The organism is Vagococcus sp. QWL-13, from assembly GCF_058683555.1.
Window position 1 is genome coordinate 933,608 of the sequence record NZ_CM178746.1, and the last position, 14,172, is coordinate 947,779.

Annotated in this window: 13 protein-coding genes and 1 pseudogene; 13 read left to right on the plus strand and 1 reads right to left on the minus strand. The window is 40.2% G+C overall.

Annotated elements, in window-relative coordinates:
• The first annotated feature begins 113 nt into the window (after positions 1–113).
• The 7 genes from pheS to AC4PHI_RS04420 all read left to right on the plus strand — a co-directional run bounded on the left by pheS (position 114) and on the right by AC4PHI_RS04420 (position 8,513).
• Positions 114–1,166 carry a phenylalanine--tRNA ligase subunit alpha gene (gene pheS, locus AC4PHI_RS04390; RefSeq protein WP_492201102.1) on the plus strand — a complete coding sequence of 351 codons (1,053 nt, stop codon included), beginning with the start codon at positions 114–116 and terminating at the stop codon, positions 1,164–1,166.
• A 1-nt stretch (position 1,167) separates the two neighbouring features.
• A complete protein-coding gene (pheT, locus tag AC4PHI_RS04395; protein ID WP_492201103.1) occupies positions 1,168–3,582 on the plus strand; it encodes a phenylalanine--tRNA ligase subunit beta in 2,415 nt (804 codons plus the stop codon).
• A gap of 241 nt (positions 3,583–3,823) precedes the next feature.
• On the plus strand, positions 3,824–4,624 hold the full coding sequence (gene racE, locus AC4PHI_RS04400) for a glutamate racemase (protein ID WP_492201104.1): 801 nt from the start codon (positions 3,824–3,826) through the stop codon (positions 4,622–4,624).
• Between the two features lie 22 nt (positions 4,625–4,646).
• Complete coding sequence (gene rph, locus AC4PHI_RS04405) at positions 4,647–5,990, plus strand: ribonuclease PH (RefSeq protein ID WP_492201105.1); 1,344 nt, start codon at positions 4,647–4,649, stop codon at positions 5,988–5,990.
• Positions 5,991–6,057: 67 nt separating this feature from the next.
• Positions 6,058–6,570, plus strand: coding sequence for a metallophosphoesterase (locus AC4PHI_RS04410; protein ID WP_492201106.1), 513 nt, complete (start codon positions 6,058–6,060; stop codon positions 6,568–6,570).
• Positions 6,571–6,673: 103 nt separating this feature from the next.
• The gene (gene cbpB / locus AC4PHI_RS04415) at positions 6,674–7,162 is read left to right on the plus strand and encodes a cyclic-di-AMP-binding protein CbpB (protein WP_492201107.1); all 489 of its coding nucleotides are present in this window, start codon (positions 6,674–6,676) and stop codon (positions 7,160–7,162) included.
• A gap of 214 nt (positions 7,163–7,376) precedes the next feature.
• Entirely contained in the window at positions 7,377–8,513 is a 1,137-nt protein-coding gene (locus AC4PHI_RS04420) for a glycerate kinase (protein WP_492201108.1), read from the plus strand.
• 48 nt (positions 8,514–8,561) lie between these two features.
• Here AC4PHI_RS04420 and AC4PHI_RS04425 read toward each other — a convergent pair whose 3' ends face one another.
• Positions 8,562–9,473: a mechanosensitive ion channel family protein gene (locus AC4PHI_RS04425; RefSeq protein WP_492201109.1), complete on the minus strand. Its 912-nt coding sequence runs from the start codon at positions 9,471–9,473 to the stop codon at positions 8,562–8,564.
• A 158-nt stretch (positions 9,474–9,631) separates the two neighbouring features.
• On the opposite strand from AC4PHI_RS04425, the gene AC4PHI_RS04430 reads away from it, so the two are divergent.
• The 6 genes and pseudogenes from AC4PHI_RS04430 (at position 9,632) to AC4PHI_RS04455 (ending at position 14,152) form a co-directional block, all read left to right on the plus strand.
• Positions 9,632–10,075 carry a DUF948 domain-containing protein gene (locus tag AC4PHI_RS04430; protein ID WP_492201110.1) on the plus strand — a complete coding sequence of 148 codons (444 nt, stop codon included), beginning with the start codon at positions 9,632–9,634 and terminating at the stop codon, positions 10,073–10,075.
• Positions 10,076–10,095: 20 nt separating this feature from the next.
• A complete protein-coding gene (locus tag AC4PHI_RS04435; RefSeq protein ID WP_492201111.1) occupies positions 10,096–10,554 on the plus strand; it encodes a YtxH domain-containing protein in 459 nt (152 codons plus the stop codon).
• 151 nt (positions 10,555–10,705) lie between these two features.
• Positions 10,706–11,452 carry an NADPH-dependent oxidoreductase gene (locus tag AC4PHI_RS04440; RefSeq protein WP_492201112.1) on the plus strand — a complete coding sequence of 249 codons (747 nt, stop codon included), beginning with the start codon at positions 10,706–10,708 and terminating at the stop codon, positions 11,450–11,452.
• A gap of 218 nt (positions 11,453–11,670) precedes the next feature.
• Positions 11,671–11,871 carry a hypothetical protein gene (locus AC4PHI_RS04445; protein ID WP_492201113.1) on the plus strand — a complete coding sequence of 67 codons (201 nt, stop codon included), beginning with the start codon at positions 11,671–11,673 and terminating at the stop codon, positions 11,869–11,871.
• A gap of 157 nt (positions 11,872–12,028) precedes the next feature.
• Positions 12,029–12,952: pseudogene (locus AC4PHI_RS04450) on the plus strand (IS30 family transposase).
• A 438-nt stretch (positions 12,953–13,390) separates the two neighbouring features.
• Positions 13,391–14,152 (plus strand): MurR/RpiR family transcriptional regulator, encoded by a 762-nt coding sequence (locus AC4PHI_RS04455; protein ID WP_492201114.1) that lies wholly within the window; start codon positions 13,391–13,393, stop codon positions 14,150–14,152.
• Positions 14,153–14,172 lie beyond the last annotated feature (20 nt).

The following is a 14,172-nucleotide window of genomic DNA, read 5'->3' on the forward strand; positions in this document are numbered from 1 at the left end:
GATAATTGGAACGGAGTTTTTTTATTTTCAGGAAAAATAATCAATCGGAGAATTATTTTAGGCAGTCTTATACTGCTGAAAATTGCAACGTATAAAAGAAAAGGAGAAAAAAGATGTCTTTAAAACAACAGTTGGAAAAACTAAAAGAAAAAACTATTGCTGAAATAGACGAGGCAGTGGATCTAAATGCTTTAAACAATATTCGTGTGAATATTCTTGGGAAAAAAGGGCCAATCACGGAGGTTTTGAGAGGAATGAAAGATTTAACCTCAGAAGAAAGACCAGTGGTGGGAAGTTTTGCCAATGAAATCAAAAATAAAATCGCCCAGCAAATTGAAGAAAAGAAAGAAATACTGGAAGCTCAAGCATTAAATGATGCCTTGGCAGCTGAAACACTAGATGTGACTCTTCCCGGTAAAAAAATCCCACAGGGCACAAGACACATCCTGACGCAAATCATGGAAGAAATCGAAGATATTTTTATCGGTATGGGTTATCAAGTGATTGAAGGTTATGAAGTTGAGAAAGATGCTTATAATTTTGAAAGAATGAATATTCCAAAAAATCATCCGGCCCGCGACATGCAGGATTCATTTTATGTGACGGAAGAACTTTTACTACGGACGCACACCTCGCCAGTCCAAGCCAGAACAATGGAAGTGCATGATTTTTCAAAGGGACCGTTGCGTATGATCAGTCCAGGGAAAGTTTTCCGCCGGGACAATGATGATGCTACCCACAGTCATCAATTCCATCAAATCGAAGGTTTGGTTGTGGATGAACATATCACCATGGGGGATTTAAAGGGAACTTTAGAAGTCTTATTGAAAAAAATGTTTGGCGAAGATCGGGAAATCCGTTTGCGTCCAAGTTATTTCCCGTTCACTGAACCATCAGCCGAAGTGGATATCAGCTGCTTCAAATGCGGTGGTACAGGCTGCAGTGTGTGTAAAAAAACTGGTTGGATAGAAATTTTAGGTGCCGGTATGGTCCACCCCAATGTATTGAAAATGTCCGGCATCGATCCGGAAGTTTACAGCGGTTTTGCTTTTGGTTTGGGACCCGATCGAGTGGCCATGCTGCGCTATGGAGTCACTGATATTCGTTCCTTCTACCTGAATGACTTGCGCTTCATTGAACAATTTAAAGTAAAGGAGTCGAATTAAGATGTTAGTGTCATATAAATGGCTGCAAGATTTTTTAGATTTATCGAAAACTTCAGCACTTGAGTTAGCCGATAAAATGTCCCGGACAGGGATAGAAGTGGAAAAAGTCAATACTCTCCAAGATGGTTTGAAAAAAATTGTTGTGGGTTACGTAAAGGAATGCAGAAGTCATGAAAATAGTGACCATCTTTCTGTTTGTCAAGTTGATGTGGGAGAAGCAGAAGATTATCAAATCGTTTGCGGAGCACCTAACGTGGCCGCCGGTCAAAAAGTCATCGTAGCATTACCCGGTGCGAGAATTGTCGGCAATGTCAAAATCAAAAAAAGTAAAATGCGCGGAGAAGTTTCCATGGGGATGATTTGCTCCCTTGAAGAGCTGGGTTTTCCTGAAAGCGTGATTCCCAAAGCGTATGCAGACGGTATCTATGTGTTGCCTGCTGATGCCAAAGTGGGAGAGGATGTATTTTCTTATTTAGGGATGGACGATCCGATCATCGAGTTGTCAGTAACACCTAACCGTGCGGACGCATTGAGTATGATGGGGGTTGCTCATGAAGTGGGGGCAATCTATCGTCAAAAACCTGAATTTGATAAGAAAACTTTGAAAGAAGGCAACACCACAGCAATTCAAGATTTGCTGACTGTTAAAGTTGAGGACGAGAAGGATGCACCTAACTACCGGATGCGTGTGGTAGAAAATATCACTGTCAAAGAAAGTCCTTTATGGCTGCAGACGCGTTTGATGAATGCTGGCATTCGTCCCCATAACAATATTGTAGATGTGACTAATTATGTGCTCTTATTGTTTGGGCAACCGCTCCATGCTTTTGATTATGATAAAATCGGTTCAAAAGAAATTTTAGTCCGTCGCGGATTGCCGGAAGAAATTTTGGTGACCTTAGATGATGTGGAACGAAAAGTCGGACCGGACAATATCATGATTACTAACGGACAAGTCCCGATTGCCTTGGCGGGAGTGATGGGTGGTTTTGATTCAGAAGTGACGGGAGAGACCACATCAGTTGCTATCGAAGCGGCAAGTTTCGATCCTGCACTGACTCGTAAAACTTCTGCTCAATTCAATCTCCGCAGCGAATCAAGTGCCCGATTTGAAAAAGGCATTAATTTGGCAACTGTTCGGGATGCTTTAGAGTATGCTGCGATGCTGATGGCAGAACTGGGAGATGGTGAAGTTGTTGCCGGAGAAATTGTTGCTTCGGAGACTTTGCCGGAAGAAATATTTGTGGAAATCCCGCTTGAAAAAATCAATCAGTTGTTAGGGACGGAGTTAATCCTCTCTGACGTGAATGAAATATTTGATGCACTAGGTTTCATCTACTCGGAAAATGACGGCTATTATGTCGTCAATATCCCGCCGCGCCGCTGGGATATTAAAATTCCGGAAGATATCGTGGAAGAAGTGGCCCGAATCTACGGCTATGACAATCTTCCATCAACCTTGCCCAAGGGAGAAGCTCTTCCCGGCGGTTTGACAGTCAATCAACGACTGATTCGTGAAATACGAGATGTGCTGGAAGGCAGCGGTTTGTCAGAAGCCATCAGTTACGCTCTTACCACTGAAGAAAAAGCAGGACAGTTTGCTATCCATCAAGGAGAAAACGTCAAACTGGCTTCGCCGATGAGCGAAGATCACAATGTGATGCGTCAGAGCTTGATTAGCGGTCTGCTGACAGACATGTCTTATAATGTTGCCCGTAAAAATTTAAATGTTGCCCTTTACGAAATCGGAAATATTTTTATTCAAAAAGAAGAGAAAGAAATTCCCGAGCAGCGCAAGCATTTGGCACTGGCGGTGACAGGATTATGGCGTGAAAAAGCTTGGAGCGAATCAAATCAATCCGTTGATTTTTACTTGTTGAAGGGGATTGTGGAAAATCTGATGGCCATGTTAGGTGCTGAAAACGTGCGCTATGAATCAACAGCCGAATACAGTGAACTGCATCCGGGTCGGACAGCCAAAATGATTTTAAATGATGAAGTAATTGGGTTCGTAGGACAGCTTCACCCAAGTGTAGCCAAAGCTTATGATATCCGTGAGACTTTTGTTTGTGAGATTGATTTGGATCTATTGTTTGCCCAGGAACTGAAGAATTTTGATTTCAAAGAAGTCAGCAAGTATCCGACAGTCAGCCGTGACATTGCGTTGCTTGTTGACAAGACCATCACCAATCAGCAGTTGGTAGATACGATTCGTGCACGAGGCGGTGCTTATCTAAAGGATGTTCATTTGTTCGATGTTTTTGAAGGGGAAAAGCTTGGAAAATCTAAAAAATCCTTGGCCTATTCTCTTACATTCCAAAATCCGGAAAGCACTTTAGTTGACGAAGAAGTGACTCAAGCTGTGGAAAAAATCACCTCAGCCTTGGAAAAGGATTACTCGGCAGAAATTAGATAAAAATTAAAGCTGGAACATTTTTTAATGTTTCAGCTTTTTAATGGCGGAGTTAAAAATTTCTAAAGGTTTATGAAAATCAATTAGAGATAAATATTTTTTATTGGGAAAGCTTTGCAGTTGTGGTTTTTTGTTTTTTATTTTATGAATAAAGAGCAGGTCCCCAGTTAAAAGACTTGCAACTTTCTTAAAAAAATTAGAGAATAGAAGAATGAGAAACAGGCGGAAAGGAGTTGGAAGCAGAGTGAATGAAGAAGCAATCGGCTTTATTGATTCAGGGGTGGGCGGATTGACAGTTGTCAGAGAAGCCCTGAAACAACTTCCGAATGAACGCATCATTTATCTTGGAGATACAGCAAGATGTCCCTATGGTCCGCGGCCTGTGGAGCAGATTATTGAATTTACATGGGAAATGACTTCTTTTTTAATGAAAAAAAACATCAAAATGCTAGTGATTGCCTGTAATACAGCAACGGCAGCGGCATTGGATCGTATAAAATCAAGTTTGGCGATACCCGTAGTAGGAGTAATTCTGCCGGGAGTCCGTGCAAGTTTAAAACGGACAGAAAGTAATCGCATCGGTGTCATCGGTACTGTCGGGACTGTGAACAGCCGCTCTTACTCCGAAGGGATTTTGACTAAAGCACCGAAAACTTTCGTCACTGAGCTGGCTTGCCCTAAGTTTGTTCCTATTGTGGAAAGCAGCGAATACAGCAGTCCCCTTGCAAAAATGGTAGTGGCAGAAAGTCTGAAATCTTTGAAAAGAGAAAAAATAGATACACTGATATTGGGCTGCACTCACTATCCTTTATTGCGTCCATTGATTCAAAATTATATGGGCAGTCAAGTTTCCTTGGTGGATTCAGGGGCGGAAACGGTGGGAGAAGTCAGTATGCTTCTTGACTATTTTAACATCGCTGCACCAGCTACTGATAAAATAAGAGAACACGAATTTTACACCACAGCTTCACCTAAAATGTTTGATGAAATTGCCTTGGACTGGCTGCCGCTAAAAGAGATAGCAGCGAAGAAAGTCAGATTATAGGTTGAAAGAAAGGAAAAGTAAAATGAGACATGATGGTCGACGAGTGGATGAACTCAGACAAGTCAGTATAGAAACAAATGTGCTGAAGCATGCAGAAGGCTCAGTCTTAATTCGTTTTGGGGATACCATGGTTTTATGTGCTGCTACGGTGGAGAATTCGGTCCCGACATTTTTGAAAAATAGCGGCAAAGGCTGGGTCACAGCTGAATACAGCATGCTGCCCAGAGCGACGAATACGAGAAATCGCCGGGAGAGCAGTAATGGCAAACTTTCGGGCCGGACGATGGAAATCCAGCGTTTGATCGGCCGTTCATTACGTTCTGTTGTGGATTTAACTGCCCTAGGGGAAAAATCAATCGTCATCGACTGCGACGTTCTTCAGGCAGACGGTGGCACACGTACAGCAAGTATCACCGGTGCTTTCGTGGCGTTGTCTCTTGCTGTCCAGCATGAAATCGACGAAGGCAGACTGGCAAAAAATCCTTTGAGAGAACATCTGGCGGCTATCAGCGTAGGAGTGCTGGCAGACGGCACAGCTGTCCTTGACTTGGATTATGAAGAAGATGTGGACGCTGCTGTAGACATGAATCTTGTGATGACTGAATCAGGGGAATTTGTAGAGATTCAGGGAACAGGAGAGGAACAAACTTTTTCCCGAAACGATTTGCTCACGATGTTGAATTTAGGAGAAGACGGCATTTTTAATTTGATTCGCTTGCAAAAAGAAGCCTTGGAAACTTCTGCTTCTCCTGCGTACGCTGCTTCGGAAAAAGATATTTTGATTGCCACACATAACGCTGGCAAGGCAAAAGAATTCGAAGCGATTTTTGCGGAAAAAGGTTACCGAGTAAAAACTTTGGCGGATTTTCCGGAAATTCCCGAAGTGGAAGAAACTGGTACGACTTTTGAAGAAAATGCACGTCTGAAAGCCGAAACAATCGCAGCAAGGCTAAAGTGTATGGTTTTGGCTGATGATTCCGGTTTGATTGTGGATGCTTTAGGCGGACAGCCGGGAGTCTACTCTGCCCGTTTTGCCGGGGAGGCACATAATGATGCTGCAAATAATGCCAAACTGTTGCATGAGTTGACAGGCGTTCCTAAAGAAGAGCGGACAGCCCGTTTCCACTGTACATTGGTTTTGGCGGCACCCAATCGGAAAAGTCTGGTCGTCAATGGACAAACAGAGGGCCGCATTCTGAACATTCCCCGGGGAGAAAATGGTTTTGGTTACGATCCTTTATTCTTGATTGAAGAAATGGGAAAATCTATGGCGGAATTAGAACCTGAAGTTAAAAATAAAATAAGCCACCGTGCCAAAGCCATCCAAAATCTGACAAAGGTTTGGGACGATTGGTTGGGGAGATAGCCGTTGTTTTTAGAAAATGACTATCTCAAAATCTCAGCATCAAGCTAGCAGGAAGAGGAGAATTGAGATGAAGTATTTAGTAGTCAGTGACAATCATGGAGACTATAAAGTGTTAAAGAAGTTAGCCGATAAATACCGCGGGAAAGTGGACGAAATGTTCCACTGCGGCGATTCCGAACTGTCGCCTAGTGATTCCATCTGGAAAGATTTTCATGTGGTCACAGGCAATTGTGATTATGACCCGAGATTTTCAAACAGCCAAACGTTATCCAATGGCTTAGATAAAATCTACCTTACCCATGGGCATCGCAGCAACGTCCGTTTCGGCTTGCAGCGTTTATTTTATGAAGCAGAAGAATCAGGCGCCAATATCGCTTTATATGGTCATACACACCAGCTGTTTGCTGAATTGGTGGACGGGATCCTCATTGTCAATCCCGGAAGCATCAGTCAGCCTAGGGGAAGATTTCGTGTGAAAACTTATGCCGTCATCGAAAGTACAACGGAAAAATATTCAGTTTCTTTTTTTAACGAACAACATCAGCTCTTACCGGAACTGACTCAGGAATTTATAAGATAGGAACATGAGGATTTACTAAAAAAAGATTGAATAAAGTGTGAAAAGGCTTTTATTTTATCTTTAATTCGCTACAATGTAGTTAGTGAAAAGGAGGCAATCTTAAATGATTGGAAGCATAATAGAAAATCTTTTATTAGAAAATCAGAGCGATTTTCTGATCAGTGCAGACAAAGTGGCTCATGTGATGGACACTAATCCCCTCACCCACGCACTGCTGGTCCTTTCGAAAGTCCGTTATTCTAAAATTCCGGTTTTAAATGCCCAAGACGAATTGGTAGGATTTATCGGATTGACAAACATTGTTGATGAAATGTTTGATTTAGATGAAGTGGATCCCGATAATTTGAATGATAAAATAGTTTCAGACGTGATGGATGATGACGTCACTTTCATTAACGATACCTATGATGTAGAAAGGCTTTTCCATCTGGCTGTGGATCATCCGTTTATTCCTATTTCCGATAAAGAAAATAAATTTATGGGAATCGTGACACGCAAAGAATTGCTAAAAGCGGTGAATCATCTGATACACACCCTCGGCAACGATTATGATTTAAAGCCGAAAGAAATTGAGATACGGAAATTCGGTTGATAAAAAAATGCCATAAACTTTAAATCATCAAAACACAATAAGTTCTCTTATCAATTGAATTTATTGTGTTTTTTTGTGTTGATGTGAGCAATTATTTTGGGTAGTTGACAATGTTGCCGTTTGTCATATAGTTTAAAGGTGAGGAACCAATGATATCTTGCGGATAAGCATAAAAAAACAGATAAAAATTATTAGTTATAGGGGAGGTGACAAGATGAAAATTGTTTCAGCTATCGACTCAATGAAAGGATCTTTATCCAGCGTTGAGGCAAATGAAATCATTGAAAAAGTGTTTGTTTCAGACGATATTGAAGTGAAGAAAATAGCTATTGCAGACGGGGGAGAAGGAACGGTAGAAGCCTTTATCACTAATTATGCTGGCAAGTACGAACAAATATCCTGTCAAACTTTAACTGGAGAAATTGGAACATCCTTTTTTGGCTGGTTAGCGGAAGAAAAAATTGCAGTTATCGAATCTGCTTTGACTTGCGGTATCCAGTTTCTTGACGGCACCGATAAGACACACCCGAGTCAGACAAACTCAGCTGGACTGGGCGAATCTATCTTGGCTGCTTTGGACAAGGGAGCCGAGACAATCATCATTGGTCTTGGGGGGACTGGGACTGTGGATGGGGGTATGGGTGCTTTGCATGCACTTGGAACGGATTTTTTTGATGTCTCTGGCAATAAGCTTTCACCTAAAGGGATGAATTTAGGTCTTGTGCACCGAGTGTCGAAAGAAAATATGGATAAGAGGTTAGGCAAGACAAACTTTATTATTGCTGCTGATGTGGACAGTCCGCTGACAGGGCCAACAGGTGCGGTTTATATGTTTGGACAGCAAAAAGGACTCCAACAAGGAGAACTTAAAAATTATGAAGCTATGATGGCTAATTATGAACAGGTACTTTTAAATGGAGAAGCGTCGCAAAAAGGTGACGGTGCAGCAGGTGGATTAGGGATTGCCTTGCGCACACTGCTAAATGCTGAAATGGTCCGGGGCTTTGATTTGATTGCCCACTATTCGGATTTGGAAAAAGAAATAGGTTCTGCAAATCTTGTTATCACAGGTGAAGGGAAAATAGACAGTCAAAGTCTGCAAGGAAAGGTTCCTATCGGCATCAGTCAAATAGCAAAAAAATATCAGCTGCCAGTGATTGCCTTTGTCGGTTCAGTTGAGGGGGATGCCGCAGCATTTCAGTCAAGCGGTTTAGACGTGGTGGTACCAATCGTCGATAAAATTTCGTCCCTAGAAGAAGCAATGACAGAAGCAGGAGATAATTTAAAACGGACGGCATTGCGAACAAAGGAACTTTTATTTTTACTTTGTAAAGAAACACAAGATCATTAGCTCTTACTTAAATTGAAAAAATCCGGAACTATGAAAAGTCCCGGATTTTTATTTTGTCAAGGTAATCGGTGAAGAAGGAATTTCTATTCCTTCTTTTGCAATGGCCTCAATGTATTCTTCTAAAAATTTTGACTGGACCTTTACTTGGGCACCGTTCAGTGTTCCGATTGTCACTCTGATTGCCAAGGAGCCGTTGCCTAAATCGATTACACCCATGATTTCAGGAGGAGAGGTGATTTCCGGAAATTCAGGTGTCAAAGTCTCGTTGACTTGTGCCATGATTGCTTTGATTTTGTCAATGTCGCTTGAAGGTTCAACCCGCAATTGGACCACAGCAAGACGGTTGGATTTGGACAAGTTGCTGACCACCAGAATACTTCGATTGGGAATATAATGCATGATACCATCGGCGCTTTTCAACTGTGTCGTACGCAGTCCCACTGACTGGACAGTTCCTTCGAAATTTTCAATTCTTACATAGTCTCCCACTTCGATTTGTTTTTCAAAAATAATGAAAAAACCAGTGATAAAATCATTGATAAAACCTTGAGCACCCAGCCCAATGGCTACTCCGACGATTCCGGCACCCGCTAAAAGAGAACCCACAGGAATTCCAATAATTGATAGAAGGGTATAAAGATAGATGAAAAACAAGATGTACTGGAAAATATTTTTAGACAGGGCATATAACGTTTCCGCTCTGGTTTCGCTTTGTTTTTCTTTTATTTTATAGTTATCAAAAGATTTTCGTATAAATTTATTTCCAATCCTGTAAGTGAGTATTATCAGCAGCGTAGCGACAAGAATAACGATACCTCTGGAAATAACTAAAGTGATAATTTTTTCCCAGTCGATATTTTGCCAGTAATTCGCAAAAGCACCGATTTTTTTTGTTGTTTTTTCAGTGACAGAGACATCTGTGTTTTGTGTGGCTGTTAAAAAAAGATGGTTGAACCCCAAAGAAAAAACTCCTTTCAAGTTTTAGATTCTGTAACCATTGTAACAAAAAAATGATTAAAAAAAAGTTAGAATTGGTTATTGTAATTAGTTGAGAAAAGAGATTGTAAGTGGTATGCTAAAAAAAAGTGTTGGAAAACGATAGAAAAGAGGAATGTAAAATGACCGGTACTGAGATTGCTGCTCTAATCGCTGCAATTGCGTTTGTTATTTTAGTGGTAGTGCTCGTGGTGGTGTTAATGAGTTTATTGCCAAAATTAAAGCAGACATTAGACTCGACCAATGAAACCATCAGTAAAGCGCAAGCAATAGTAGATGAGACGACTCATACGATACAAGTGGTGACCAAGGACGTCAATGTTCTGGCTCATCAGGTAGAAGATCTTCTTATAAAGAGTAACGAATTGCTGGCTGATGTGACTGGCAAAGTTGAAACAATCGATCCGTTATTCGATGCAGTGGCAGATTTGAGCGAAAGTGTGTCAGATTTAAACAAATCAAGCCGGCATATGGCCAGCAAACTTGGTGCGGTAGGCAGCGGGGCGGCCAAAGCAACAGTAGCTACAAAACTTGGGAAGACGGCAGTTAATTTTTTTAAAAAATAGATTCTAGGAGGACAAAGGACATGGGAAAAAAAAGCTGTGGATTTTTATTAGGAGCGGTCATCGGCGGAACAGCAGCTGCATTTACGGCATTACTTTTGGCACCAAAGTCAGGAAAAGAAACAAGAGAAGAGTTGCTCAAAAAATTTGACGATTTAAAGGATAAAACGTATGAGTATGGTGAGTATGCGAAACAAAAAGGTGCAGAGTACTCTGAGTATACGATGAACAAGGCACAAGAGTTTCGTGACTCCACGCTGAACACACTGAAACAGCAAACTTCTGATTTGGAAAAAGAGTTCAAGGAAACTGTTGCAGATTCTGACTGGGAAGCAAGACTAGATGACTTGGTGGATGATGGCGAGGATATCGTTATTGATGTTGAGGATATGGCGGAAGAAGTGGCGGAGACGGTGGCCGATGAAGCGCAGGACATTTCAGAAGATATCGGCGAAAAAATAGATCAAGAGACTAAGGAATAGTCAACGACACCTTCTCAGAAAGTTATTTTTGGGAAGGTGTTTTATGTTTCTTTTATCATCCTTCTGTTAAACTATACCGATTTAATGAAAATAACAGGAAAAAAGTGTATAATACTATTATACAGGTGAACAAAAACAGGAGGATCAACAGATGAACGAAACAATTAAAACACAGTTGAATCATCGGACTATCCGTAAATTTTTGAAAGAGGATATCTCTCAAGATGATTTTAATACTTTGATAGAAGTGGCTCAGCGGACCGCTACCAGCAATTTTATGCAAAGCTATTCGATTATTCAAATTACTGATCAGTCTCTCAAAGACGAAATCGCAAAAATTTGTAATCAAACCTATGTGGCGGAGGCGCCATGTCTGCTGATATTCGTCGCTGACCAGCACCGCAACCGTCAAATTGCCGTTGAAGAAAATCAAGACACTGATGTTTTGGCACAATTCGACCGGTTTATGGTAGCAATGACGGATGCCTGTCTTGCGGCTCAAAACGTTGTAGTGGCGGCTGAAAGTTTAGGCTATGGGACAGTTTATCTAGGCAGTATCGGCAACGACAGCCAAAAGATAATCGAGCTGCTGAACCTGCCTGACTATGTTTTTCCGGTATTGGGATTAGGAATCGGGAAGCCGGCGGAGACACCTTCGCAGAAACCGCGTCTGCCGAAAGAAGTAGTGCTCCATACCAATGGTTATCAAGAGACTGATAATTTACATGAAGCTTTGAAAGATTACGATGCATTGGTGGAAACGTATTATGACTCACGGGACACTAATAATCGTTTAGACAGCTTTACCAAGCAAATTGTGACTGGTATGTCGCGTCAGTTGGCTAAACGGAAAGATTTGCTGGAAAATGCTAAAAAACAAGGCTTTATTTTGAAATAAGTGGAAAGTGCTTAGGCAATTTTTATCAGCTAGCCTGTCATAAAATCGTTGTTTTTTGGGAATATATTCGATACTAGAAGGCAGATACCAATGATTTAAAAAGCAAACATTCAAAAACCGGTTCATGTTGAGTATCTGAAAGTGAAGCAATGGCTTATAGTTATTTCTTAGACTATCTGGAATAAAATGAACGGAAAATAATTAAGGAGGGGAATCAGATGATACTTAGTAAAGTGATGGGATTTGTTTTAATTTTAATGGGAATAGGGCAGATTTATTTGACAAGACGTTATTTAAAGCATATGCAACTAGAGGGAGACAAAAACACCTCTCCATTTGCACCAGCAGCATTGTATTTTGGCTATCTTTTTGGAACACTTTTTATAATCATAGGAAGTCAAATCATGCTGCACATGTAGAGCTAAGCAAGTTTGAGTTTTAAAATGCGTCAATTGTAAAATTAAGTTAGACAACTAAAAAAGTCATTTGTGCTACACTCAGAATAGTCCCTGCGAAAGAATTATAAGGAGTGCACACAAATGACCTACCACCCATCTTACACCAAACGAACTCGCAATGATAGGAGCTTATTTCAACATAAGCGAATCCGTCTCCAACGTCGCATGTCAATTAAATCGTTCAAGACAAACCATCAATAAAGTTTACCAATATTTCAAACAAGGAAAAACAGCATTAGACTACTATCAACAATACAAACAAAACAAATTCCGCTGTGGAAGACGTTCAATCGTTTTTCCTAAAGAACAAGAGGACTATGTCCGAAAAATGGCTGCTCAGGACTGGTCGCCTGATGTCATTCTTGGTTGTAGAGAATGTCAAATAGATTGTTTTGTGCTTACATTCCACCGTATGTTCGAAAAAGTCGTATTCAATGTGTCTGATTTGGGATTGAAAGGAAAGTTCAAGCCTAATGTTCATCAAGAAAAACGCGGAAAACAAGCGTTTCGTCGGTCAATTCATCAACGAAAAACCGATCATACTAATTACTTAGAATAATTTGGTGACCTTGAAGGAGATACAATCGTAGGTGCCAAACACAAAAGTGCCGTCATCACACTCATTGAACGCTTATCAAAAGTGATCATTACACTGAAACCACAGGGGAGACAAGCCATAGCTATCGAAAACAGATTGAATCAGTGGTTCTAATCTGTTCCCAAACACTTATTTAAATCAGTTACTTTTGATTGTGGCAAAGAATTTTCTAATTGGAAAACCATCAGCAACATCACTGATATTGACATCTACTTTGGCGATCCCGGTACACTTTAGCAACGCGGATTAAATGAAAAATCTAATGGGCTAATGAGTAGAGAAGGATTGTTTAAGATCATGGATTTTAATGGTGTCACAAAAGCGTTTATTCAATCAGTTGCCTCAAAAAGAAATCATGACCTAAGGAAATCATTAAATTATCAAACACCGTTGGAAGTATTTATGACCCATGCGGATAAAGACGATTTGTTCAGCTTAACTTGATAGATGAAAACATATTGGAAGTATTATAATCGTTATAGAATTCACAGTGGTATCAACTATTTAACCCCCCAAAAAAATGGAGACTCTTTGCCAGCAAGCTGTCTAATAATTCTCTTACATATTTTTCAGTAGGAAAGTCACGTGTTTATGCTCTCGTCGTTTCTCTAAGCTGTCAAGTGGTTTTGGCTTGAAATTTTAGAGAAGCGAGGGCATACCCACCAGTGACATTCTTTCGAAAAAAGCCCCCAAAAATTTGTTCAAGATATTGACTTAAGTTCGGAGAGGAAAATAAATTTATTATAAAATAGTTTTAAAATATATTTTAGTCGAAAATATAGAGCATTGTTGTGCTAAGTTTAGTGTACTATTAATCTAAAAAGCAGTGTATTGTTTTCTTTGATTATGCTCCATATAAAAATTAATCGGAGGAAGGAAAGAATGTCTTTTTTTGGAAAATTAGATTTTAATGAGCTATCAGAAACTGATCGAGCAATTTATCACTATATGTCTAGTCAAAGCGATAAAATCCCCTATATGCGTGTCAGAGAGATTGCGAAAGAATCTCATACTTCAGCATCATCGGTTATGAGATTTATCCGTAAAATTGGGTATGAAAGTTTCACAGAATTCCGTACCCAGTTTAAAATTCCTGATACAAAACATAATCAATTGTTGAGTGGAAAGGAATGTCTGAGTATGAAAAACTTTCCTAGGGATACTGAAACAAAGATTTGGCAAATTGCTGAGAAAATGCTTGAGTGTGAGAATATAATTTTCTTTGGTATGGGAGCATCAAGTTATATTTGTGAGTATTCTGCTAGACGTTTCGCAACATTGGGCCTTAACAGCTATGCTTTAATTGATCCAACATATCCTATTTTTGCAAAATTGAGAAATACTGCTGATAATATGTTTGTTACATTATCTATCACTGGTACTACCACAGAGATTATCGAGATGGTCAATGGTTTTCGCAATCAACCGGATTATTCAACGGTGGCTGTTACTAGTTATGCTAACAGTACTCTGGCGAAAATGTCTGATTTTGTTTTAGATTACCAAATTGAAGTTCAGCGAATTAACCATTACGAAGATTTGACAAGTCAAATCCCTTGTTTGTTTCTAGTGGAAACTCTATCAGAAGCGGTTAGACAACTTATTGAGAAGAATGATTTTTCATCAAATGGTATTAATAACTAAAAAATGAATAAAAATTGACT